The sequence below is a fragment of the Sphingomonas sp. genome, from assembly GCF_039595165.1.
Lineage (GTDB): Bacteria > Pseudomonadota > Alphaproteobacteria > Sphingomonadales > Sphingomonadaceae > Sphingomonas.
The window spans coordinates 26,174-49,671 of the sequence record NZ_JBCNMA010000015.1; the positions used below are offsets into that span (position 1 = coordinate 26,174).

The window sequence follows — 23,498 nt, forward strand, 5'->3', positions numbered from 1 at the left end:
GGACCGCAAAACATCCACTTTTCCGAAAGGAAAGGGGGCCAAGTCGCAGGCCGCGAATGGCGCGGCAGCGATCGGAATTGGTCCCCGATCGCTGCCGGATCAACGTCCCTAGAAGTCGATCGTGGCCGAGGCCTTGAAGGTGCGGGGCATGCCCTGAACGAGATAGCCGCCGAGCGAGGACGCCCAGTAGCGCTTGTTGGCGACGTTATCGACGTTGAAGCGGAAGGTGACCGGCGCATCGGCGACGGCGACGACGTAGCGCGCGCCGAGATCGAAGCGAGTCCATTCCGGCAGGATGATGGTGTTGGTGACGTTGAACGCCTGCTTGCCGGTCTGCATCACGCGGCCGGTGAGCGTCAGCCCGCCATAGACGTCCCACTCGACATTGGCGTTGGCGGTATATTCCGGCACGCCGACCGCGTCGCGGCCGTCATTCAGACCGCCCTGGGTGCGGCGCTGCTTGGCGTCGGTGATCGAGAAGCCGGCGATGATGCGCAGGCCCTTGAGCGGCTCGCCGTCGACGCTGACCTCGATGCCCTTGTTGCGCTGCAGGCCGTCGACGACGAAGATCGTGCCTGCGGGCGTCACGCCCGGCGCCGTGGGAATGGTGATGCCCTGCGGCCGATCGGTCTGGAACGCCGCGATCGACGCATTGAAGCGGCCGAACTGGACCTTGCCGCCAATTTCATACTGCACAGACTGAAACGGCGGGAAGACGTCGCGGTTGTTGATCACGGTGGCCGGCGGCGTGGGGCCCTGCGACAGGCCTTCGATGCGGTTGGCATAGAGCGAGATATTCTCGCTCGGGCGAATAACCAGGCCGACGACCGGCGTCGTCACGCTTTCCTTGTACTCGCTGGTCTGGACGTTGGTGTTGATGTTGTAGGCGCGGAAATGAATGCTCTGGTGCCGCAGTCCGAGCGTCAGCTGCACGACATCCTCGGCAAAGCCCAGCGTGTCGGACACGAAGACGCTGTCGAGCCGCGTGCGGTTGGCCGGGTTCGGATCGGCGAGGTTGCCGGAGACGAGCGAGGTCAGCGGCGGGCGCGTGACCTGCACCGGGTTGTAGAGATTGTTGCGCGGCGCTGTGGCGGGCGCCGACGAACTGAACTCGAACGCGTTCCGGTTGACGTAGCGGCTGTGCGAATAGCCCATGTTGAGCTGGTGGGTGATGCCCAGGCCTTCGCCCTTCAGCCGCAGGCCGGCCTGCGCGGCTTCGTTGTTGTCGTTGCGGGGGATGTTCGATCCGGTGACGAACGCGGCGCCGGAAACCAGCGTGGCGGGCCCGTTGGCGGTCGCGGTGAACGTCCCGTCGGTCGTGTTCAGGACCTGGAAGCCCTGATAGACGCCGCGCTCGGCGGTGTCGCGCGCGCCGGCCGATGCGTAGACCATGAGGTTTTCGGTCACGTCATATTCGAGCTTCACGATACCGAAGACGTCGCGGATCGTCTGGTTGTACCAGCTCTGGCCGTAGTTGATATCGGCGCGCGGGACGCGCGGCAATGTGGTCGCGCCGCCGTAGAAGTTGTTGAGCTGGACCATCGGGCGCATGTGCTGCGCCTTGACGTTCTGATAGGCGAGGTCGAGGCTGACGCGCAGGTTGTCGGTGCGATAGTCGAAGCTGCCGCCGACCACCGCCGAGCGGCGGAACTCGTCATCGATCGAGATGTCACCCGAACGGAACGCGCCGTTGATGCGCGCCCCGAACGCCTTGCCCTCCCCGAAACGGCGGCCGAAGTCGAACGCACCGCCGAAGTGGCTGTCCGAGAGATAGTTGACGGTGAGGCGGTTGGTATTGCGGTCCTTGGCGCGCTTGGGCGTCAGGTTGACCGTGCCGCCGAGCGCGGAGCCGCCCGGCGCGGCGCCGAACAGGAAGGCGCTGGCGCCGTTGAGGATCTGGATCTGGTCGTAGAGCTCAGGCGAGACCAACTGGCGCGGCGTGACACCGAACAGGCCGTCGATCGCAATGTCTTCGCCGAACAGGTTGAAGCCGCGGACGACGAACTGCTCGGACATGTTGCCGAAGCCGAGCGTGGTGCGCACCGAGGGATCGTTCTCGAGCACCGCGCCGAGCGTCAGCGGCTGCTGGTTGAGGATCAGCGCTTCATTGTAGCTCTTGACCGCGAACGGTGTGTCCATCGCGTCCTTATCGCCCAGCGCGCCGAGCGAGCCGTTGCGGCTGACCTGAGTCTGGTTGTCGCGCTGGGCGGTGATGACGACGTCTTCGCTCTCGCCAGCGTCCTGCGCGACGGCGGGCATGGCAAGAAGCGCGGTGGCGAGAGCCGTGAGGCCGGCGCCTCGAACTGCGATGCGATGGGCAACCATATCAACTTCCCCCGAAACTGGCCTCAGTTGGCCTTTGCGTGTCCCTCCGGATACGGCCTGCTTCTGGGCCAGACTCATATCGCCACGGTAACATGCGAGTCGGGATTGGGCCGTGAAACATCCAGTTTGGTGATGCGCAAGGGTCCAATCGGGTAACTTCGCAACAATGGCGGGTAAGCACCTCAGCCGTAACGCTGGACGCCCCCGACGATGGTGCGCAGGGCCTTTGCCTTGAGAAGTAAATGCGAGTCAATCGCAAAAAAGTCGCAATCCCATACGACGAAATCGGCGAGAAAACCGGGGGCGATCAGGCCGAGCTTCTTGTCGTTGAAGCCGGCATAAGCACCTTCGCGCGTGTAGCAGCGCATCGCCTGGGCGAGCGTGACGCGCTGCTCGGGATGCCAGCCCTGCGGGTTCTTGCCGTCGAGGGTCTCGCGGTCGACCGCGGCTTCGAGCCCGGTGAGCGGGTCGATCGGCGCCACCGGCCAGTCCGAACCCATGCAGACATGCGCGCCCGAACGGACGAGCGAGCCGAAAGCGAAGCTGGTCTTGAGCCGTTCCTCGCCGACGCGGCGTACCGCCCAGCGGCCGTCGTCGATCGCGTGGTAGGGCTGGACCGAGGCGATGACGTCCTGCGCCTTGAAGCGTGGGATCGCCGTGGGCTTCATGTGCTGGACATGCTCGACGCGGAAGCGGCGGTCGCGCGGGCCGTTGACCTTGGCCACCGCGGCGAAGGTGTCGAGGACGATGTCGTTCACCTCGTCGCCGATCGCGTGCGCGGTGACCTGGATCCCGGCCTTGTCGGCGCCCTCGACCCAGCGACGCAGATCGGCGGGATCGGTGACGACGATGCCTCGGGTGCCGGGCTCGTCGAGATAGGGTTCGTAGAAGCGCGCGGTGCGCGAGCCCAGCGATCCGTCGAACACCACCTTGCACGCGCCCCACTGGACCCAGTCGTCGCCGCGGCCTTCCCTGGCGATCAGCGCGGCCTGCGCTTCCCAGTCCTTGAGCGGGAGATAGTGGCGGAAGCGCAGCCCCGTCTCACCCTTCGCGCGCAGGCGCCGAGTGGAATCGAAGCTGATCGTCTCGAGCTCGGTCGGGTGAACCTGGGTCACGCCCTTGCTGAGCGCAAGCTCGATCCCCTGGCGCGTGACGGCGTCGATCTGTTCTGGGGTCTGCTCCCCGATCGCGCGAAGGACGAGGTCCTTGGCCGAATCCTTGATGATGCCGGTCGGTTCGCCGTCCGCGTCCTTCTCGATCACCCCGCCCGGCGGCGAGACGGTGTTGCGGTCGATCCCCGCGAGCTTGAGCGCCAGCGAGTTGAGGAACAGCATGTGGAGGTCATAGCGGGTCACCGCGACGGGCGTGTCGGGGGTGACGGCGTCGATCCATTTGCGGTGCGGCATCTCGCCGCCCCAGCGATCCTGGTCCCAATTGCCGCCTTCAAGCCACTGGCCCTTGGGCAGCCCCTTCGCCGCGGCGGCGATGCGCGCGACGAATTCCTTGGGATCGGCCGCGTCGCGAAGCGAGGGCTGCGACAGCATCGTCGCGGCCTTCACGAAATGGACATGGGGATCGATGAAGCCCGGCGTGACGAACGCGCCCTGCAGGTCGACGACGCGGGTGCGCTTGCCGGTACGCGCGCGGACCGCGGCGGCGCCGATCGCGACGATGCGGTCGCCCGAGACGCCGATCGCGTCGCTGCGCGTGTCCGGGCCTGCGCCGGTCCACACCTTGGCATTGATATAGGCGGCGTCGAGGTCGCCCTCCGCCGCGAAGGCGGAGCGAGTCATGGCGGCGGCCGCGGTGCCGACGCCGATCGCAAGGACGCTGCGGCGGCCGAGCATCACTCGCCGCCCTTCTTGCGCGGCGGATTCTCGGCCCGCCATTTGTCGAGCCGCGCGAGCCATTTGGCGGCGGAGAGCGGGCCATAGGTCTTGGAATCGGTATGCTCGGCGATCAGCTCGCGGATGCCGACAAAATAGGCCGGGCCGCTTTCCATGCCGAGTTCCTTGCGCTTGGCGTCCATCGCCGCCTGCTGCGCCGGGGTCGGCTTGAAGCCGGTGACGGGCTTGAAGATGATCACGTCGAAATCGGCGCCATTCTCATGGAAGAACAGCTGGATCGGCGGCTGGCCGCCCGCCGCCGCGACCTCGTCCGCCTGGGCGATGCGGCGGATGAACTCCTCCTGCTTGCCCGGCGCGAGCTTGAAGATCTCGAACCATGCTTCGGGCCAGGCTTCCGCGGCAGGCGCAGGCTTGGGTACTTCCTGTGCCGCGGCGGGAGCCAGCGGCAGGGCCAAGGCGGCAATGGCGAGTGCGAGACGCTTCATGTGATGTCCTCCCTTTTCGCCGAGCCTCTGCCTTCGTCCTGGATCGGAAAACATCCAACTGTGCACTATATCAGGGGACCAATTACCCCGCCGCCTCGCGCAGCGCGACGACCGCGGTTCGCGCCTCGTGCTCGTTGAGGCTGGCGAAGCCGATGCGCAGGCCGCGCGGGGCGTCGTCGCGGGTCATGAATGAGCGCGACGATGCGAAGCGCAGCCCCATCGCCGCGGCGCGCGCCTCCATCGCGTCGAGATCGGTGCGGAAGCGCAGCCAGAAGGCGAGGCCGCCGTCGGGCATCTTGTAGTCGGCGATGTCGCCGAGCGTGCGATCGATCTCGGCGGCGAAGCTCTCGCGGCGCTTGGCATAGACCTGCCGCACTTTCCGCGCGTGACGGCGCAGTTCGCCATTTTCGATCAGCTCGGCGGCCGCATCCTCGGTCAGTGCGTTGCCCATGCCGTCGGTGAGCGAGACCATGTGCGCGATCGCGTCGATCACCGGCGGCGGCGCGGCGACATAGCCGATGCGCAACGCAGGCAGCAGCAGCTTCGACATCGACCCGACATAGATGACGTGGCCGGGGCCATAACCGGCCATGGGAAGAAGGGGCTGCGATTCGAAATGGAACTCGTGGTCGTAGTCGTCCTCGATGATCGCATAGCCGAACTGATGCGACAGCTCGAGCAGGCGCAAGCGGCGCTCGGGACGAAGCGAGACGGTGGTCGGGAACTGGTGGTGGGGCGTCACGAACACCGCGCGCACCGCATTGCGGCGGCAGGCATGCTCGACCGCGTCGATGTCGATCCCGTCTTCGTCCAGCCCGACCGCGACGACGTTGGCGCCGAGCGCGCGAAAGGCGGCGACCGCGGGCTCATAGGTCAGCGCTTCCACGATCACCGTGTCGCCGGGGCGGACGAGGACGTGCGCGGCGAGGAAGATACCGTTCTGGCTGCCACGGGTGATACAGATATTCTCGGCGGCGACGGGCAGACCGCGCTGGCTCTTGAGCATCGCCGCGATGCTCTCGCGCAAGGCCGGCGTGCCGCGCGGGTCGCCATATTGGAACCGGTTCTCCCGCGAGGCGCGGTGCGCGGCGGCGCGATAGGCGCGGGCGAGCAGCTCGGCAGGGAACAGGCGGCCGTCGGGCGCGCCCTCGTCGAGCTTGAGCCCGGGACCCGACGGGAGCGCGAGCGGGCGTTCGGGCGGCGTGGCGTAGCGATAGTCGATCGGGACGTTGCTCATCGTCGCCTCGGCTTCGGTCCGCTGCTTGTTGGCGGGCTCGGGAAGCGAGGCGGAGACCATCGTACCCCGCGTGCCGGCGGAATCGAGCCAGCCCTGGGCGATCAGATCCTCATAGGCGAGCACGACCGTCTTGCGGTTGACGCCCAGCACGTGCGCCAGCTCGCGGCTGGAGGGGAGGTAGGTGCCCGAGGTCAGGCGCCCGCGTTCGATGTCGCGAATCAGCGCCTGGATGATCTGCATATAGATGGGAACGTCGCGCGCGGGATCGATTCGCTCTCCCAGACTGACTTGCCATGGCCGCAGCATTGGACCGGTTCCTCCCATCAATGAAAAGCGTGATGGGGGCCAAGGCTAATGCCGCGAACCGCCGGTGGCAACGCCGCGCTGGACCCCGCGGCTTTTCGGTCTTGGTGCTTGCCGCACGCCGGACCGTGGGGAAGAAGGGGGCCATCAATCACAGGCGTCGGGGCAGATGGACGGGGCTGAAACAGCTGCAGGCGCGGCGGAAAAGCGCAGGGACGGACGGCCGTTGTTCGAGCGTTTCGGCGATGCCGATGTGCGCGCGCTGATCGAAGGCCATCCGCTCGCCTGGGTGTGCGGCGGCGGTGCGGGGGCGCTCGAGGCGAGCCTCTTGCCGCTGGTCGGCGTATATGACGAGGCGGGCCGGTTGACGGAGCTGATCGGGCATCTGATGCGGTCCAACCCGCTTCACGCGGCGCTGCTGCGCGATCCGGGCGCGACGATTCTGTTCAGCGGGCCGAACGCCTATGTCAGCCCCGAGCATGCCGGGCGGCGCGACTGGGCGCCGACCTGGAACTATGCCCAGGTGAAGATCGGCGCCGAGGTGGCGTTCGACGCGGCGCTGACCGAATATTCGCTCAAGGTGCTGATCGACGCGATGGAGGCCGGCCGGCCGGCGCCATGGGACGTCGCGGAGCTCGGCGAGCGCTATGCGGGGATGCTCACGCGGATCATCGGCTTCCGGGCGCGAGTGACGGGGCTTTCGGGCAAGTTCAAGCTGGGGCAGGACGAGGACGGCGCCACGCTGGACGCGATCCTGGGGGCGCTGCCCGACGCCGGGACGGTGGCGTGGATGCGAAGGTTCAACGGAGGGCGCTGACGATGGGGAGGATTCGGTTCGGCTCGGCGATCGCGGCGGCAGCGCTCCTGGCTGCACCGATGCCGGGCGGGGCGCAGATGTTGACCCCGTTGTGGAGAGAGAATCCCTTCCCGAGCCGCTACCGGGCCCCGGCGCCCGACGACATGTTGCTGCGCGGCGCGACGATCCTCGACGGCGCGGGCGGGCGGATCGATGGCGGGGACGTGCTGGTGCGCGGCGGGAAGATCGTGGCGGTCGGCAAGGAACTGGACAATCCGGGCGTGCGCGAGGTGGACGCCAGGGGGCGGTGGATCACCCCCGGGGTGATCGACGTGCACAGCCATGACGGCACCTTCACGCAACCGCTGACGGACATCGACCGCGAAGCCTCCGACGTGGCCGAGGTGGCGACGCCCAATGCGGCCGATACGTGGATCGAGACCGCGGTCAACGCGCAGGACATGGCGTTCGATCGCGCGCTCGCGGCGGGCGTGACGACGATCCAGGTCCTGCCCGGGTCGACCCCGATCTTCGCGGGCCGGTCGGTGATCGTGAAGCCGGTGCGCGCGACGACCGTGTGGGGGATGAAGGTGGCCGACGGCGTGCAGGGCTTCAAGATGGCCTGTGGCGAGAACCCCAAGAGCTGGGGCGCCAGCAAGGACAATGAGGGGCCGACCAGCCGGCAGGGCGTGATCGCCTATATGCGGCAGGCGTTCCTTGATGCGCAGTCCTATGGTCGCGAGCGCGCCGCCGGCAAGGTCGGGCGTGATCTCAAGAAGGAAGCGCTGCTCGGCATCATGGCGGGCGACATCCGGGTCAACCTGCATTGCTATCGCGCGGGCGACATCGCCGCGGTGCTGTCGATCGCCAGGGAATTCGGCTTCCGCATCGGCGCGATCCATCATGCGACCGAGGCGTACAAGGTGCCGGGCCTGCTGCGCGAGAGCGGGACCTGTGCCGCGGTTTGGGCGGACTGGTGGGGCTTCAAGATGGAAGCGCAGGACGCGGTGCGCGCCGAGGCGCCGCTCCTCGAACGCGCCGGCGTTTGCGTGATGATGCATTCGGACTCGCCCGCCGATGGCCAGCGCCTCAACATCACCGCAGCTAAGGCGGCGGCGGCGGGGCGACGCATCGGAATCGAGACTGCGCCCGAGACGATGATCAAATGGACCACCAGCAACCCGGCCAAGCTGCTGGGGCTGGACAAGCAGGTGGGCACGCTCGCGCCGGGATACCGCGCGGACCTGGTGCTGTGGTCGGGTGATCCGTTCAGCATCTACAGCAAGGCCGACCTCGTGCTGATCGACGGTGCGGTGGCATGGGACCGGGCGACGCCGGCGAGTATGCCGGTGTCGGACTTCGAGCTCGGGCGCGGAGGCGTGCGATGACCAGGACCATCGCCTGGCTGCTGACGCTGGCCGCCGCGCCCGCCGGGGCGCAGACGCTCGCCGTCACGCATGCCGAAGCGTGGACGATGGAAGCGAGCGAGCCGGTGAAGGATGCGACGATCGTGATCGAGAACGGCAGGATCGCCTCGGTCGCGCCGGGCGGCGCGGTGCCGCAGGGTGCCACCGTGATCGATGCGCGCGGCAAGCCGGTCACGCCGGGGCTGATGAACGGCGCGACGCAGGTCGGGCTGATCGAGACCGCATCGGCCGACACGCGCGATCAGGGATCGGCCGACGATCGCAATCCCGGTTTCGATCCGGCGCGCGCGCTCAACGGCAATTCGACCCTGGTCGACCTGATCCGCGCCGACGGCATCACCCGTGCCTTGGTCTATCCCGCGCTGTCGCGCATCCCGGTGTTCGCCGGCGAGCCGGTGATCGCACGCTTCCGAGAGGGCGTCGACATCCTGGGCGAGCGCGAGGTCGCGGTCTATGCCGTGATCGGCGGCGGGGCGTGGGACAAGCTCGGCTCGCGCGCGCAGCAATGGACCGTGCTGCGCAAGGTGCTGAGTGACGCCAAGGACGCGATGGCAGCTCGCGATCCGGGCGACGCCAAGAAACGCGATCGCCGCGGCCCGCCGCCGGGGCGCGCGCGCCGTGCGGGCGAGGAGCTGATCCGCGGCGTGATCGCGGGCGAGACGCCGTTGGCGATCCACACCAACCGCGAGTCCGACATTCGCGAGGCGATCAAACTGGCCGGGGATTTCGGCATCCGCGTGATCATCGTCGAGGGCGCACAAGCGTGGCGCGCGGCCGACGCGCTGGCGGCGGCGAAGATCCCGGTGGTGCTCGATCCCTCGACGAACCTGCCCGGCAGCTTCGACGAGTTGGGCGCGCGGCAGGACAATGCCGCGATCCTGACCCGGGCGGGCGTGAAGGTCGCCTTCGGCCTCGCGGGCGGGCGGATCCACTCCAACTACAATGCCGGGATGGCGTTGCGCGAGGGTGCGGGGATCGCGGTGGCGAACGGGCTGCCCTATGCCGACGCGCTGCGCGCGGTGACGGTCAATCCACTCAGCATCTGGGGCAAGGGTGGCGGGACGCTGGTGCCCGGTAGCGAGGCCGATCTGGTGGTGTGGGACGGCGACCCGCTCGAGCCTTCGACCAACGCGACGGCCGTGATCGTCGAGGGGCGTCGGGTATCGAACCGGTCACGGCAGGACCTGCTGGCCGAACGCTACAGGGATGTGCGCTGATGGAGGTGCTGCTGGTCGGGTGCGGGCGCATGGGGGGAGCGATGGCGCGCGGCTGGCAGGGCGCGCACCGCGTGCGCGTGTTCGATCCGATGGCGGCGGACCTGCCCGAAGGTGCGGAGCGGTTGGACGCGCTCGCCGATGTCGAAGCGAGCGGCGAGCTCGCGGTCGTGCTGGCGGTGAAGCCGCAGGTGTTCCCGTCCATCGCGGAATCGCTGCGTCCGCTGGCGGTCCGTGACGCGCTGTTGGTGTCGATCATGGCCGGGATCACGCTGCAGGGATTGGACGACGCGCTGGGCAGCGCGCGGACCGTGCGGACCATGCCCAACACGCCGGCGGCGATCGGGCAGGGGATTACGGCGGCGGTCGCCGGGCGCGAGGTCCGGATGGGTGATTTTGCCGCGGTCAATGCGCTGCTCGCGCCGACCGGCCAGGTCGTGTGGCTCGATGACGAAGCGCAGATCGACGCGGTAACCGCGGTCTCGGGCAGCGGGCCGGCCTATTTCTTCCGCTTCACCGAGGCGCTGGCGAAGGCGGGTGCGGATGAAGGGCTGCCGGCGGCGCTGGCGATGCAGCTCGCCCGCGCGACCTTCACCGGCGCGGCGGCGCTGGCCGCCGCGGACCCGGCCGAGCTTGCCGAGCTGCGGCGGCAGGTGACGAGCCCGGGCGGCACGACCGCGGCGGGGCTGGCGCAACTGGATCAGGACGATGCGATCGACCGGCTTGCCCGGGCGGTCGTGGAAGCGGCGGCGGCGCGCTCGCGCGAGCTGGCCGGGTAGCACCGGCGCGGCGGGTCAGGGCGACGAATCATTCGCGGGGTTGATGGCGTGAAGCGCATGTTGCTGGGTCTGCTCTCGATGACGGTGCTGGCAGCGCCCGTGCTGGCGGACGACGCACTGCCTCTCCAGGAGCGGCGCACGCTCGAATATGAAGTGTCGAGCGGCACCTTCATGTCGCTCGCCGTTTCGCCCGACGGCAAGACGATCCTGTTCGACATGCTGGGCGAGCTCTACGCGATGCCGGCCAAGGGCGGACGCGCGGTGCCGATCGCGCAAGGCATCGCGTTCGAGGTGCAGCCGACCTTCTCGCCGGACGGCAAGTGGATCGCCTATGTCAGCGACCGCTCGGGCGGCGACAATGTGTGGATCGCGCGCGCCGACGGCAGCGGGGCGCGGCGGATCACCGAGGAGGATGACGGTGCGGTGCGCAGCTCGCCCGAATGGAGTGCGGACGGCCGCCACATCTATGTGAGTCGGGTGCGCATCCGCTGGGATCGCTACGAACTGTGGAAGCATCCGGTGGACGGCGGCCTGGGCGAGCTGGTCGCTCCGGCCAGGCTCAAGCCCGATGCGCCGCGCTCGGCTTGGCAGAGCACGCTCGGCGCGGCCGCGTCGCGCGACGGCAAGTGGCTCTACTACGCGCGGCGCGTCGGCGACCTGTCGTACGACGAGCCGGTGCCCTGGACGATCGTCCGGCGCAACCTGGCGACCGGGGAAGAGGAGACGGTGGTCGGCAGCTCGGGCGGGCGCGAAGCGGGGAGCGAGACCTTCTTCCGCCCGGCGATCTCGCCCGACGGCAAGTTGCTCGCCTACGCCACGCGGCGGATGGCGCAGACTCGGCTGCGGGTGCGCGAGCTGGCGACCGGCGTTGATCGCGACCTCGGCCCCGCGCCGCTCGATCTGATGAACGGGGCGGCGTGGATGGACCTGATCCCGCGCTACACCTTCACGCCCGACAGCAAGGCAATCCTGATCGCCGTGGACGGCAAGATCGAGCGGCGACCCGTCGATGGATCGGTGGCGACGCGCGTTCCATTCACCGCCAAGCTGAGCCTCGAGGTCGGACCGTCCACGCGGATTTCCTTCCGCGAGGCAGATGGACCGGTGCGCGCCAAGCTGCCGCAGGGGACGACGCCGTCGCCCGACGGCAAGCGCCTGGCGTTCGCGGCGCTGGGCAGCGTCTATGTGCAGCCGCTCGCCGGCGGCGCTGCGGTGCGCTTGCCGATCGCCGGCGATCCACCGTCGCTGCCGAGCTGGAGCCCGGACGGCAAGCGCATCGTCTATGTGACCTGGAGCGAGGGTGCGGGCGGGACGGTGTGGACGATCGCCGCGGACGGTTCGGGCAAGCCGGTCAAGGTGAGCGATGTCCCGGCCTTCTATACCCATCCTGCCTTCACGCCGGACGGCAGGACGATCCTTGCGGTGCGCTCCGCGGCGGCGGCGCGGCAGCAATCGAGCTTCGAGTTCGGCGCGGTGCGGCCGGGCGAGCTGGTGGCGATCCCGGCGGCGGGCGGCGTGGCGCGCGTGGTGGCCAGCGGCCGGCTGGGGCAGAAGCCGCATTTCGTGAGCGGCCAGCCGGGGATCGCGCATCTGATGAGCGATGACGGGCTGGTGGCGATCGATCTCGCCAGCGGCGCCAAGCGGCGGGTCGCTATGGTGAAGGCGCAGGGTTATTACTTCACCGACGTGCTGGCGACCGCCGACGATATGCGGATCAGCGCCGACGGCAAGTGGATCGCGGCGCAGACCAGCGAGCAGCTTTACGTCGTGCCGGTGCCAGCCGACCCCAAGGCCGAGGTCGACCTGACCGTGCCGGGCAATCCCGCGCGGCGGGTGACCGACATGGGCGCCGATTATTTCGACTGGCGCGCCGATGGCAGCCTGATCTGGTCGGTCGGGAATTTCGTGCAGGTGCTGCCCGACGCGAAGGCGCCCGTGCCGAAGACTCATGTCGAACTGGTCGCCGAGCTGCCGCGGGCGAAGCCGGCGGGGAGCTTGTTGCTGCGTGGCGCTCGCGCATTGACGATGGCAGGCGGGGACAAGGTGGTCGAGGATGCCGACATCCTCGTCGCCGGCGACCGCATCGCCGCGATCGGGCCCCGCGGGAGCTTCGCGGTGCCGCCCGGCACGCCGGTGCGCGAACTCGACGGCAAGACGGTTACGCCGGGCTTCATCGACGATCACGATCATATCGGCGGAGTGCGGCGCAACGTCATCTCGTACGAGGATTGGGGGCTGCGGGCGCGGCTGGCCTATGGCGTGACGACCTCGTTCGATCCCTCGACCCTGGGGATCGACCAGGTCGCCTATCAGGACCTGATCGATGCCGGGCTGATCGTGGGGCCGCGGCTGCGCTCGACCGGCCCGGCGCTGTTCTCGAAGGAGCGGATCGCCTCGCTAGATGAGGCGCGCGCGATCCTGCGGCGCTATCGCGAGGCGTGGGGCCTCAGGAACATCAAGCAATATCGCGGCGAGAGCCGGACGGTGCGGCAATGGATCGCGATGGCTGCACGCGAACAGGGCATCCTGCCGACCACCGAGGGCAGCCATAACCCCAAGCTGATCCTGACGCAGATACTCGACGGCTATGCCGGCAACGAGCATGCCCTGCCGATCGCGCCGCTGCAGGAGGACGTTCTCAAGCTCTATGCGCTGACGCGGACGAGCTATGTCTCGACCTTGCTGATCAACACCAGCGGTCCGGCGGGGCGGCATTACTATGTCGCGAAATACGACCCCGCGCTGGACGCGAAAGTGAGGCGCTTCTGGTCGCCGCCCGCGATCGCGCACAAGCTTGGGCATCGCGAATGGGGCTCGCTCGATGCCTCGCGCATGCCGGTGCTCGCAGCGGACGTGGCGAAGCTGGCGGAGAGCGGCGGGCTGGTCGGGATGGGATCGCACGGCGACGAGCCGGGAATCGGATTCCACTATGAGATGGAAGCGCACACGCTGGGCGGGATGAAGCCGATGGCGGTGCTGCATGCGGCGACCGCGGGCGCCGCAGAGACGATCGGACGACTGGGCGACATGGGAACGCTGGAGGCGGGCAAATATGCCGACCTGGTCGTGTTCGACCGTGATCCACTGGCGGACATCCGCAACACGCGGTCGCTGAAGCTGGTGATGCGCGGCGGGCAGTTGTTCGATGCGGATACGCTGGACGAGCTGTGGCCGGTGGCGCGCAAGCTGCCCGCACCGTGGTTCGCCGAGGGGAAGGACGCGCAGTGGCTGCCGGTGAGGTGACGCTCGATCCGGAGATCGCGCTGTTCCTGCGCGAGATGAGGGCGGAATGGGCGCAGCATCCGCCGCTGGAGTCGCTCGGCTTCCCCGAACAGCGTGCGGTATGCGAGGCGGTACGGGCGCGCTGGGCGGAGGGCGGGCCGCGGATGGCGCGAACGATCGAGCGCGTGTTCGATCCCGGCGCGGGCAAGCTGCACGTGCGTGTGTACCTGCCCGACGGCGCAGGCGATCCCGCGCCGGCGCTGGTCTACCTGCACGGCGGCGGGTTCACGCTGTTCTCGATCGACACGCACGACCGGCTGATGCGCGAATATGCGGCAGCGGGCGGGTTCGCGGTGATCGGGGTCGATTACCCGCTGTCGCCCGAGCACAAATATCCCGTCGCGCTCAACCGGATCGAGGCGCTGATGCTGTGGCTGAGAACGCATGCCGCTGAGCTCGGCGTCGATCCGGCACGATTGGCGATCGGCGGGGACTCGGCTGGAGCGAATCTGAGCTTCGCGACCGCCTTGCGGTTGCGCGACCGCGGGGAGGAGGGCTTGGTCAGTGCGATCCTGTCCAATTATGGCTATTTCTCGACGACGGTGTCGGACGAAGCCGAGGCGCGGTTCGGCGGGCCGGGGTCGATCATGGATCGCGCCGAAGCGGTGAGCTATTACGCCAACTATCTGACCGATATCGAGCGCGAGCGCAGCGATCCGCTGGCGTGCCCGCTGCTCGCCGATCTTGCCGCGCTGCCGCCGGTGCTTCTCGTCATCCCCGAATGCGACCTGCTGACCGAGCAGTCGCTGGTGATGGACGCCCGGCTGCGTGCGGCAGGCGTGGCGGCCGAGGCCATCGTCTATCCCGGCACGACGCACAGCTTTCTGGAGGCGATGTCGCTCGCGGCGGTGGCGCGTCAGGGAATCGCCGACGGGGCGCGGTTCGTGGCGGGGTGCCTCAGCCGCTGACGATGCCGTCTGCGATCACCGTTCGATCTCGCCCGCATCGAAACCATATTCGGCGGGCGCCGTACAGCTGTTCGCGCTCAGCTCGATGACTCGGATCTCCTCCAGCAGGGCGGCTTCGGTTCCTCCCTCTTGACATAAATTTCTATATGGAGACAAAATAGTCTCCATATAGAAATTTATTGGAGTCGGGATGCTGAACGGGCTAGCCTTCGACAAGCTGTTCATCGGCGGGGAATGGGTTGCGCCGATCGATGGCGGCGTGCGGCCGAGCATCGATCCGGCGACCGGCGAGCCGTGGGGCGACGTGGCTTTTGGCGGGGCGGCGGACGTCGATCGCGCCGTCGCGGCGGCGAAGGCGGCGTTCGAGGGACCGTGGCGCACGATGCCGCCATGGGAGCGCGCGGCGCTGCTGCGCAACTTCGCCGATCTCTATGCGACCCAAGCGAATGCGCTGGCGGAGATCGAGACGCGCGACAATGGCCGGGCGGTGCGCGAGTCGCGCGGCGATATCGGGCTGCACGCGCAATATTATCACTGGTTCGCGTCGCTCGCCGACAAGCTCGGCGGACGGACGATCCCGATGGACGAGAGCGTCCATGCCTTCACCACCCGACACCCGGTCGGCGTGGTCGGGGCGATCACGCCATGGAACGTGCCGATGATGGCGGCGGCGTGGAAGCTCGGCCCCGCGCTGGCAGCCGGGTGCACGGTTGTGCTCAAGCCTGCGGAGTCGACGCCGGCTTCCTCGCTCGCGCTGGCGCGATTGTTCGAGGCGGCGGGGTTTCCGCCTGGAGTGGTCAATGTCGTGCCGGGCGACGGGCCGGTCGCGGGGGCGCGGCTGGTGGCGCATCCCGACGTGGCCAAAATCACTTTTACCGGTGAGGGATCGACCGCGAAGGCGATCCTCAAGGCCGGCGCGGACACGCTGACCCGCTGCACGTTCGAGCTCGGCGGCAAGGCGCCGCACATCATCTTCGCCGATGCCGATCTCGAAAACGCACTCAACGCTGCCACCGGATCGGCCTGGGCATTGTGCGGGCAAAGCTGCGCGCTGGGCTCGCGCGTGCTGGTCGAGCGTTCGATTTACGCGCGCGTCGTCGAGGCCTTCCGCGAGCGCGCGGGGCGGGTGCGGGTCGGCATGCCGCTCGATCCCGCGACGCATATGGGACCGCAGGCACACGCGCAGCAGCTCGACAAGACCCTGTCCTATGTCGGCATCGGCCGGGACGAGGGCGCCGAGCTGGTGACCGGCGGCAACCGCATCGATCGCGACGGCCTCGCCGGCGGCTATTTCGTCGAACCGACCGTGTTCGCCGGCGTCTCGGCGGACATGCGGATCGCGCAGGAGGAGATTTTCGGTCCGGTCGCCGCGATCATTCCGTTCGAGGGCGAGGAGGAGGCGGTCGCGATCGCCAATGCGACACCCTACGGCCTCGCCGCGGGCCTGTGGTCGGGCGACACCGGGCGCGCGCATCGCGTGGCGGCACGGATCGAGGCCGGCATGGTGTGGGTCAACACCTATCGCTACATCCGCTGGTCCACCCCCTATGGCGGGGTGAAGGCGAGCGGCTGGGGCCGCGAGAACGGGATCGAGGGGCTCGATCCGTTCCTCGAGACCAAGACCACCATCGTCTCCACCACCGGGAACTTCCCCGATCCCTTCGCAAGCTGAGGAAGTACATATGCGTCTGAACGGCAAGCTCGCCATCGTCACCGCCGCTGCGTCGGGGATAGGCCGTGCTGGGGTCGAACGCTTCGTGCGCGAGGGCGCGAAGGTGGCGGCGATCGACGTCAACCGCGAGGCGCTCGACGCGCTCGTCGCCGCGTTCGGCGCGGACAAGGTGACGGGCATCACCGCCGACCTGCTCGATCCGGAAGATGCGAAGGGCAGCATCCACGCCGCCGCCGAATGGCTGGGCGGGGCGGATATCCTGTGGGCCCATGCCGGGATGCCGGGCCCTGCCTCGGTCGAGAATCTGGACATCGACGCCTATCGCAAGGCGATCGACCTCAACGTCACTGCGGCGGCGCTCGGAGCGGGGCAGGTCGCACCCTACATGCGAAAGCGCGGGGGCGGATCGATCATCTTTACCTCGTCGGTGTCGGGTCTGGTGGGATCGATGATGAGCCCGATCTACTCGGCTGCGAAATGGGGCGTGGTGGGGCTGACCAAGAGCCTGGCATTGGCGCTGGCGGGCGACGGGATCCGCGTCAACGTGGTGTGTCCGGGGCTCGCCGACACGCCGATGAAGGCCGGCTTCACCGGGCGTAGCGGCGATCCGGCGGAGGCCGCGGCCAACGAGGCCAAGCTGATCGCCAATGTCCCGATGGGGCGGCTGGTCAAGGCGGAGGAGATCGCCGATGCGGCATTGTGGCTGGCTTCGGACGAGGCGAGCTTCGTCACCGGCGTGGCGTTGCCGGTCGATGGCGGCTTCACGGCGCGCTGAGTTGTTGTCGAATGCTCACGCATTCAAGTGCGGCATCGGCCCGCTTCCCCACCCGGCCACCCAGCGCCACTATTCTATGGATGGCCGGCCGGGGAAGCGGGCCGGTGCCGCCCAGCGCCGTCAGGCGCGCTCGCAAAGACGCGGCGCTTGCGTCATATGGCAGCCATGAACACCGTCCGTCAGGCCGCCAACGCGCTCGAAGTGCTGGAGTATTTCGCGCGCCGCCTGCGCCCGGCGACGCCTGCCGAGATGGCCGACGATCTGGGCTGGCCGCGATCGAGCACGTTCAAGCTGATCGGCACGCTGGCGTCGATGGGCTATCTCTACGAACCGCGCGCGCGCGGCGCCTATTATCCCTCGCCGCGCTGGCTGGCGCTGGCCGAGGCGGTGGCGCAGGCCGAACCGCTGCCCGAGAAGTTCCAGCGTCTCGCCCGCGACCTGATGGAGGCGACGGGCGAGACCGCCGCGATCTCCGCGCCGGCCGGGATTTTTGCGACCTTCGTCGACGTCGCCGAATCGCGACAGCCGGTGCGCTACTTCGCCAAGGTGGGCGACCGGGTGCCGATCCACGCCACCTCGGCCGGGCGCGCGCTGTTGGTGCAGATGCCGCGCGAGGAACGCGAGAAGCTCTACCGCAAGATCGACTTCGTGCGCTGGTCGCCGACTACGCCGGACAGCGCCGAGGCGGTCGAGGCGCGGCTGGCGGAAGCCGCGGATATGGGCTGGCACCAGAGCAACATCGAATACACGCCCGACCTGGCCGGCGTGGCGATGCCGCTGTCCGGGAGCGACCGGCGACTGTCGGTGGTGGTGGTGGGGCCGGTGTCGCGCTGCCTCGAGCGGCGGCCCGAGATGGCCGCGATCGTCGCCGGGCATCTCGCGACGCTCGGCTAAGCCAAGCAGGCAGGTTCAACGAAGCGACCGGGCGGCCATTGCGGACCGTCGCCGGCGGGAGGGGCACATGACCAACGATCCGCGCGCGGCGATCGCGGCCGCGCCAATGCACCGGCTGCAGATCGTGGTGGTGGCGCTGTGCGTCGCGCTCAACGCGCTCGACGGGTTCGACGTGCTGGCGATCAGCTTCGCCGCGCCGGGCATCGCCGCCGAATGGAAGGTGGACAGGGCCACGCTGGGCATCGTGCTGTCGATGGAACTGCTCGGCATGGCGGCGGGATCGGTGCTGATCGGCAACGTCGCCGACCGTATCGGGCGCCGGCCGACGATCCTGGGGTGCCTTGCGCTGATGACCGCGGGCATGTTCGCGGCGACCGTCGCGAGCGGGGTGGAGATGCTGTCGGCGATCCGCTTCCTGACCGGCGTCGGCATCGGCGGCATGCTCTCCTCGACCAGCGCGATGGTGGCGGAGTTCTCAAACGACAAGCGTCGCGGATTGAACGTCGCGCTCAACATCGCGGGCTATTCGACCGGGGCGATCCTGGGCGGGCTGGTGGCGTCGGCGCTGCTCGCCTCGACCGGTGACTGGCGCTCGGTGTTCATGCTGGGCGGCGTGGCGAGCGCTGCGATGATCCCGCTCGCGTTGCTGTTCCTGCCCGAATCGATCGACTCGCTGATCGCTCGGCGGCCGCCGGGCGCGCTGGAGACGATCAACCGCACGCTCGCGCGGCTGGGGCATGCAGCGGTGGCGGCGCTGCCAGCGCTGCCTAAGGTGCAGGTCAAGCCGTCGATCGCGTCGCTCTTCGCGCGCGACTTTCGTTGGATCACGATCCTGCTGACCATCGCGTATTTCGCGCAGATCCTGTTCTTCTACTACATCCAGAAGTGGATTCCGAAGATCGTCGTCGACCTGGGGTTCGACGCGGCGCAGGCCGGACGCGTGCTGGTATGGGCCAATGTCGGCAATCTCAGCGGCGCCGTGCTGATCGGCTTGGCCAGCCAGCGCTTCAACTTGCGGCCGCTGGTGGGTGGGGCGATGCTGGTCGGCTTCGTCGCGATCGGGGCGTTCGGGCTTGCGGGCGCGGACCTCGCGCGCCTGTCCGCGACTGCGGCCGTCGCCGCCTTCTTCATCAATGCGGGGGTGGTCGGCCTCTACCCGATCCTCGCGCAGACCTATCCGGCAGCGTTGCGCGCGAGCGGGACGGGGTTCGTGATCGGCATGGGCCGCGGCGGATCGGCGCTTGGGCCCGTCGTCGCGGGCGCATTGTTCGCGAGCGGCAGCAGCTTGCTCGTCGTCTCGCTCACCATGGGGCTGGGCGGGCTGATCGCCGCCGCGATGGTGTTCCTGCTGCCATGGGCGCAGCGACGCCCTAGAGGCTGCTGAGCAACAGGCTCGTCTCGCTGTTCAGCACGCCCTCGATCTGGCGCACCTCGCGCAGGATGCGGTCGAAATCGGCGAGGCTGGCGGCGGTAATCTCGGCGACCAGGTCCCATCCGCCATTGGTGGTGTGCAGCGCCGCGAGCTCGGGGAAGCCGCGCAGCCGCTTGATGATCGCGGTGGTCGATCGGCCCTCGATCTCGATCATCATCACCGCGCGCACTTGATCGTTCGCCTGCCGCGCACGGATCGTGAAGCCGAGCACCGTACCGCTCTCGAGCAGCCGGTCGAGCCGCGCCTGCGCCGTGGTGCGCGATACCTTGAGCACCGCGGCGAGCCGCGTGATCGGCATGCGCGCATCCTCGCGCAGGGCAGCGATCAGGCGGCGGTCGAGATCGTCGAGCTCGTGCATCGATCCAGTCGAGACGCCCCGCGCCAGCTTGTCACGGGCCAGTTTCCGCACGCGGACGGGTCCGCAACTTGCGCGGAGTGCATGCGCAAGCTGTCGAGAAGTGCGCATGAAGTTGCACAGCATGCCTCTGTCATCTGCGCCGCCACGCCTCCTAGCATCCCGGCGGAGCAGAGGAGGCGTCAAATGGTGCAGTTCGTCGGCGTGGCGCAGATCAGGCAGATCGTAGCGCAGATCGGGATCGAAGCGGTGCTGGCGCGCATGGCCGATTATCTCGAGGCGGATTTCCGCCGCTGGGACCGGTTCGAGCGCATTCCGCGGCTGGCGAGCCACAGCCCCGGCGGCGTTATCGAGCTGATGCCGACGCAGGACGAGGCGCTCTACAGCTTCAAATATGTCAACGGGCACCCGTATAACTTCGAGCGCGGACTGCAGACGGTGGTCGCGATCGGGCTGATGGCGGAGGTCGAGACGGGCTATCCCGTGTTCCTGTCCGAAATGACGATCCTGACGGCGCTGCGCACCGCGGCGATGTCCGCGCTGGCGGCGAAGCATCTCGCCCGGCCCGATGCGAAGACGATGGCGATCATCGGGCTCGGCGCGCAATCCGAGTTCCAGGCGATGGCGTTCCGCGCGGTGCTGGGGATCGAGACGCTGCGCGTCTATGACATCGACCCTGCGGCGACCGCCAAGTTCGTGCGCAACATGGCCGCGCAGGGCGTGCGCGTGACGGCGTGCGAGGAGCCGGGCGGCGCGGTGATGGGGGCGGACATCGTCACCACCGTCACCGCCGACAAGGCGCATGCGACGATCCTTTCCGACAACATGGTCGGCGCGGGGATGCACCTCAACGCGGTGGGGGGCGACTGCCCGGGCAAGACCGAGCTGCAGAAGGACATATTGTCGCGGGCGAGCGTGTTCGTCGAGCTGACCGAGCAGACGCGGATCGAGGGCGAGATCCAGCAGATGCCGGCCGACTTTCCGGTGACCGAGCTGTGGCAGGTGATCAGCGGCGCGGCGCCGGGGCGCACACGGCGCGACGAGATCACCCTGTTCGACTCGGTCGGTTTCGCGGTCGAGGATTTCGCCGCGCTGCGGCTGCTGCGCGATCTCGCCACGGAGACCGGGCGGTTCGAGACGCTCGACCTGATCACCGCGCCCGCCGATCCGCGCGACCTGTTCGGGCTGGTCGCGCCGCCGGAGGTGGCCGCGCGCGCGGCGTGACGGGTAACGCGCCGGGGAAACGGGTGGCGGACTGGACGAATCGTCGAGCTCGCTGTGCAGATCGATCAGCAATTCGGGGATGAGATACGCATGTCGATGACGCTTGCGCAGGCCGACGCGATCGCGCGGCTCGATGGGCATGGCCAAGCCGAGCTGGTGCGACGCGGCGAGGTGCCGGTCCAGGCGCTGGTCGAGGCGGCGATCCTGCGGATCGAGGCGTTGGACGGAGCGCTCAATGCGGTGGCGGTGCGCGCCTTCGGCCATGCGCGTGAGGCCGTGGCGCGGGTGGATCGCGAGGCGGCGATGGCGGCGGTGCCCTATCTGCTCAAGGCTTCGCTCGAATATCCCGGCTTCCCGTGCGAGGCGGGATCGCGCGCGAAGCAGGGAGAGGTCGCCCGCCGCGCCTTTCCCCTGGCACGGGCGCTGGATCGCGCGGGGATGGTGCCGGTGGGAATGTCCACCATGCCCGAGTTCGGGCTCAACGCGAGCGGGGAGGCGCTGCTCTACGGCCCGACCTGCAATCCGTGGGACGTCTCGCGCAGCTCGGGCGGGTCGAGCAGCGGGGCCGGCGCTGCGGTAGCGGCGGGGCTCGTGCCCTTCGCCACCGCGAGCGACGCGGGCGGATCGATCCGCATTCCCGCCTCGAACTGTGGGATCGTCGGATTCAAGCCGAGCCGCGGGTGGAACCTGCGCGCGCGCGCCTATAATCTGGTCGACGACATCCTGTGCTCCGACAGTCTCTATGGCCGGTCGATGCGCGACACCATCTGGGTGGCGCGGCTGCTGCGCCCTGCCGGGAAGGGCACGGCGATTCCGGCCGGCCGGAAGCTGCGGATCGCGCTCGACCTGATCGGCCTCGACGGCACCGGGCCGGAGGCCGAAGTCGAGGCGGTGGTGCGGCGCGCGGCGGCGCTGTGCGAGACGTTGGGGCATCGTGTCGAGGAGGTCAGCCAGCCGATCGACCGCGCGGCCATGTTCACCGGCTTCACCACGCTGTGGGATTATCTCGGCGGCGAGGTCGCCGATCACTATGGCGATCGCGCGCACGACGTGCTCGAACCCTGGACGCTCGGGCTGGCCGAGCGGCGCGCGCTCGTGACCCCGGAGCTGCTGGCCGAAGCGCTGGCGCAGATCGATCGCGGTGCGACGGCGCTCACGGCATTCCATCAGCGGTTCGACGTGGTCCTCTCGCCAGTCACCGCGAGCGTGCCGCCACCGCTCGGCCATCTCGCGCCGACTCGGCCGACGGACGCGTTGTTCGATGCGCTGTTCGGCTATGTGAACTACACGCCCCTCCACAACATGACCGGCACGCCGAGCATCTCGCTGCCGCTGTCCGCGGGGGAGGGAGGGCTGCCGGTAGGTGCGATGTTCTCCGCGGCACAGGGCGGAGACGAGCTGCTGCTGGGGCTGGGCGAAGAGCTGGAGATCGCCAGCCCGTGGGCGGGGCGGTGGCCGCCGATGGCGTTCGGCGCCTGACCTTACCCGTTCTGCGTTGCGGCTTACCCCGGCGTTGCCTTTGGCGATCGGCCGGGCGGGGCTAGCCTGACGCGCGAATCCTTGGGGAGGTGCCAATGACTGGTGCGAAGACGCTTGCGATGATGGCGACGCTGGCGTTGGCCATGCCCGCATCGGGGCGGGAAAAGCCGGCGGCGCTGCCGGGCTATACCATGCCGCAGACCGCGACGTTCGACATGAAGGCCGCGCATGGCGGGGTCTATCGGATCTTCTTGTCCTTCCCCAAAGCGGCTCCGCCCGAAGGGGGCTATCCAGTGCTCTACGTGCTCGACGGCAACGCGCTGTTCGCCTCCTTCGCGGAGACGCGGCGGATGACCGAATGGTCGCCCGGCGACAAGGCGATCGTGGTCGGCGTGGGCTATCCCACCGACGAAGCCTATGACGTGCGGCGGATCGACGATTTCACCGGGGCGCCGACGACATCGGGCGCCTATGCCAAATTCGCCAAGTCGAAGAGCGGGGGCTGGGACAGGTTCCGCGATTTCCTGACCGGTGAGTTGCGTACCGAGATCGGCAAGCGCTACAAGATCAATCCCGACCGCCAGTCGCTATTCGGCCATTCCCTAGGCGGGCTGTTCGCGCTGCATGTGCTCTATACGCGACCGGACGCGTTCCATGCGATCATCGCGGCGAGCCCGTCGATCTTCTGGCACGAGGCGTTGACCCTGAAGGAGGAACGCGACTTCGTGGGCCGGCTGCGGGCGGGAAGCGTACCGAAGGCGAGCCGGCTGCTGGTAGTCGCGGGCGACCGCGAGGAAGCGATCCTCGAGCGCTGGGATGCCGAGGATTTCGTCCGGCGCATGGCGCCGCTGTCGGCCTTTGGGCTGCGCACGCAATCGGAGATCTTCGCGGGAGAGGGGCACATGACCGTGCCCGTGCGCGCGGTGCCGACAACGCTGCGGTTCGCGATCAACTGGCCGTGAGGGTGGGCGGGTAAGCACCCTCCCCGGAGGGGGAGGTGGCGCCGCGTAGCGCTGACGGAGGGGTAGGTTCGTCGGACGGCCGATATGCCCTGCAACCCGGAG

Annotated in this window: 18 protein-coding genes; 13 read left to right on the forward strand and 5 right to left on the reverse strand. The window is 68.7% G+C overall.

Annotation, left to right across the window (positions count from 1 at the left end; genetic code table 11):
• Positions 1-108: 108 nt before the first annotated feature.
• The 4 genes from ABDV68_RS04665 to ABDV68_RS04680 all read right to left on the reverse strand — a co-directional run bounded on the left by ABDV68_RS04665 (position 109) and on the right by ABDV68_RS04680 (position 6,200).
• Positions 109-2,325, reverse strand: coding sequence for a TonB-dependent receptor (locus ABDV68_RS04665; RefSeq protein WP_343518490.1), 2,217 nt, complete (start codon positions 2,323-2,325; stop codon positions 109-111).
• Between the two features lie 182 nt (positions 2,326-2,507).
• Positions 2,508-4,172 (reverse strand): amidohydrolase, encoded by a 1,665-nt coding sequence (locus tag ABDV68_RS04670; RefSeq protein ID WP_343518491.1) that lies wholly within the window; start codon positions 4,170-4,172, stop codon positions 2,508-2,510.
• Complete coding sequence (locus ABDV68_RS04675) at positions 4,172-4,657, reverse strand: hypothetical protein (RefSeq protein ID WP_343518492.1); 486 nt, start codon at positions 4,655-4,657, stop codon at positions 4,172-4,174. Before ABDV68_RS04675 ends, ABDV68_RS04670 begins: the two co-directional genes overlap by 1 nt.
• A gap of 82 nt (positions 4,658-4,739) precedes the next feature.
• Entirely contained in the window at positions 4,740-6,200 is a 1,461-nt protein-coding gene (locus ABDV68_RS04680; protein WP_343518493.1) for a PLP-dependent aminotransferase family protein, read from the reverse strand.
• Positions 6,201-6,423: 223 nt separating this feature from the next.
• Between ABDV68_RS04680 and ABDV68_RS04685 the strand changes: the two genes are divergently transcribed.
• The 10 genes from ABDV68_RS04685 to ABDV68_RS04730 all read left to right on the forward strand — a co-directional run bounded on the left by ABDV68_RS04685 (position 6,424) and on the right by ABDV68_RS04730 (position 19,328).
• Complete coding sequence (locus ABDV68_RS04685) at positions 6,424-7,014, forward strand: FMN-binding negative transcriptional regulator (RefSeq protein WP_343518494.1); 591 nt, start codon at positions 6,424-6,426, stop codon at positions 7,012-7,014.
• 2 nt (positions 7,015-7,016) lie between these two features.
• Positions 7,017-8,381, forward strand: coding sequence for an amidohydrolase family protein (locus tag ABDV68_RS04690; RefSeq protein WP_343518495.1), 1,365 nt, complete (start codon positions 7,017-7,019; stop codon positions 8,379-8,381).
• Entirely contained in the window at positions 8,378-9,637 is a 1,260-nt protein-coding gene (locus tag ABDV68_RS04695; RefSeq protein ID WP_343518496.1) for an amidohydrolase family protein, read from the forward strand. The genes ABDV68_RS04690 and ABDV68_RS04695 overlap by 4 nt, the downstream gene beginning before the upstream one ends.
• Positions 9,637-10,413: a pyrroline-5-carboxylate reductase gene (proC, locus tag ABDV68_RS04700; protein WP_343518497.1), complete on the forward strand. Its 777-nt coding sequence runs from the start codon at positions 9,637-9,639 to the stop codon at positions 10,411-10,413. Before ABDV68_RS04695 ends, proC begins: the two co-directional genes overlap by 1 nt.
• Before the next feature lie 57 nt (positions 10,414-10,470).
• The gene (locus ABDV68_RS04705) at positions 10,471-13,656 is read left to right on the forward strand and encodes an amidohydrolase family protein (RefSeq protein ID WP_343518509.1); all 3,186 of its coding nucleotides are present in this window, start codon (positions 10,471-10,473) and stop codon (positions 13,654-13,656) included.
• Positions 13,638-14,603 carry an alpha/beta hydrolase fold domain-containing protein gene (locus ABDV68_RS04710; protein ID WP_343518499.1) on the forward strand — a complete coding sequence of 322 codons (966 nt, stop codon included), beginning with the start codon at positions 13,638-13,640 and terminating at the stop codon, positions 14,601-14,603. The genes ABDV68_RS04705 and ABDV68_RS04710 overlap by 19 nt, the downstream gene beginning before the upstream one ends.
• A 190-nt stretch (positions 14,604-14,793) precedes the next feature.
• Entirely contained in the window at positions 14,794-16,275 is a 1,482-nt protein-coding gene (locus tag ABDV68_RS04715) for an aldehyde dehydrogenase (RefSeq protein ID WP_343518500.1), read from the forward strand.
• 10 nt (positions 16,276-16,285) lie between these two features.
• The gene (locus tag ABDV68_RS04720) at positions 16,286-17,050 is read left to right on the forward strand and encodes an SDR family NAD(P)-dependent oxidoreductase (RefSeq protein WP_343518501.1); all 765 of its coding nucleotides are present in this window, start codon (positions 16,286-16,288) and stop codon (positions 17,048-17,050) included.
• A 165-nt stretch (positions 17,051-17,215) separates the two neighbouring features.
• Complete coding sequence (locus ABDV68_RS04725) at positions 17,216-17,944, forward strand: IclR family transcriptional regulator (protein WP_343518503.1); 729 nt, start codon at positions 17,216-17,218, stop codon at positions 17,942-17,944.
• 67 nt (positions 17,945-18,011) lie between these two features.
• Positions 18,012-19,328, forward strand: coding sequence for an MFS transporter (locus ABDV68_RS04730; protein WP_343518504.1), 1,317 nt, complete (start codon positions 18,012-18,014; stop codon positions 19,326-19,328).
• Here the strand turns inward: ABDV68_RS04730 and ABDV68_RS04735 are convergent.
• On the reverse strand, positions 19,315-19,785 hold the full coding sequence (locus ABDV68_RS04735) for an Lrp/AsnC family transcriptional regulator (protein ID WP_343518505.1): 471 nt from the start codon (positions 19,783-19,785) through the stop codon (positions 19,315-19,317). The two genes, ABDV68_RS04730 and ABDV68_RS04735, sit on opposite strands and share 14 nt — an antisense overlap.
• Before the next feature lie 132 nt (positions 19,786-19,917).
• On the opposite strand from ABDV68_RS04735, the gene ABDV68_RS04740 reads away from it, so the two are divergent.
• From ABDV68_RS04740 to ABDV68_RS04750, 3 genes are all read left to right on the forward strand, one after another.
• Positions 19,918-20,955, forward strand: a complete 1,038-nt coding sequence (locus ABDV68_RS04740) for an ornithine cyclodeaminase (RefSeq protein WP_343518506.1) — start codon at positions 19,918-19,920, stop codon at positions 20,953-20,955.
• A gap of 90 nt (positions 20,956-21,045) precedes the next feature.
• Positions 21,046-22,434, forward strand: coding sequence for an amidase family protein (locus tag ABDV68_RS04745; RefSeq protein ID WP_343518507.1), 1,389 nt, complete (start codon positions 21,046-21,048; stop codon positions 22,432-22,434).
• Between the two features lie 95 nt (positions 22,435-22,529).
• Complete coding sequence (locus ABDV68_RS04750) at positions 22,530-23,396, forward strand: alpha/beta hydrolase-fold protein (RefSeq protein ID WP_343518508.1); 867 nt, start codon at positions 22,530-22,532, stop codon at positions 23,394-23,396.
• Positions 23,397-23,498: the final 102 nt, after the last annotated feature.

Bases quoted from the DNA above. Each gene is read 5' to 3' on its own strand.
- ABDV68_RS04665 (WP_343518490.1), bottom strand. From the start codon at position 2,325: ATGGTTGCCCATCGCATCGCAGTTCGAGGCGCCGGCCTCACGGCTCTC.
- ABDV68_RS04670 (WP_343518491.1), bottom strand. From the start codon at position 4,172: ATGCTCGGCCGCCGCAGCGTCCTTGCGATCGGCGTCGGCACCGCGGCC.
- ABDV68_RS04675 (WP_343518492.1), bottom strand. From the start codon at position 4,657: ATGAAGCGTCTCGCACTCGCCATTGCCGCCTTGGCCCTGCCGCTGGCT.
- ABDV68_RS04680 (WP_343518493.1), bottom strand. From the start codon at position 6,200: ATGCTGCGGCCATGGCAAGTCAGTCTGGGAGAGCGAATCGATCCCGCG.
- ABDV68_RS04690 (WP_343518495.1), top strand. From the start codon at position 7,017: ATGGGGAGGATTCGGTTCGGCTCGGCGATCGCGGCGGCAGCGCTCCTG.
- ABDV68_RS04695 (WP_343518496.1), top strand. From the start codon at position 8,378: ATGACCAGGACCATCGCCTGGCTGCTGACGCTGGCCGCCGCGCCCGCC.
- proC (WP_343518497.1), top strand. From the start codon at position 9,637: ATGGAGGTGCTGCTGGTCGGGTGCGGGCGCATGGGGGGAGCGATGGCG.
- ABDV68_RS04705 (WP_343518509.1), top strand. From the start codon at position 10,471: ATGTTGCTGGGTCTGCTCTCGATGACGGTGCTGGCAGCGCCCGTGCTG.
- ABDV68_RS04715 (WP_343518500.1), top strand. From the start codon at position 14,794: ATGCTGAACGGGCTAGCCTTCGACAAGCTGTTCATCGGCGGGGAATGG.
- ABDV68_RS04720 (WP_343518501.1), top strand. From the start codon at position 16,286: ATGCGTCTGAACGGCAAGCTCGCCATCGTCACCGCCGCTGCGTCGGGG.
- ABDV68_RS04725 (WP_343518503.1), top strand. From the start codon at position 17,216: ATGAACACCGTCCGTCAGGCCGCCAACGCGCTCGAAGTGCTGGAGTAT.
- ABDV68_RS04730 (WP_343518504.1), top strand. From the start codon at position 18,012: ATGACCAACGATCCGCGCGCGGCGATCGCGGCCGCGCCAATGCACCGG.
- ABDV68_RS04740 (WP_343518506.1), top strand. From the start codon at position 19,918: ATGGTGCAGTTCGTCGGCGTGGCGCAGATCAGGCAGATCGTAGCGCAG.
- ABDV68_RS04745 (WP_343518507.1), top strand. From the start codon at position 21,046: ATGTCGATGACGCTTGCGCAGGCCGACGCGATCGCGCGGCTCGATGGG.
- ABDV68_RS04750 (WP_343518508.1), top strand. From the start codon at position 22,530: ATGACTGGTGCGAAGACGCTTGCGATGATGGCGACGCTGGCGTTGGCC.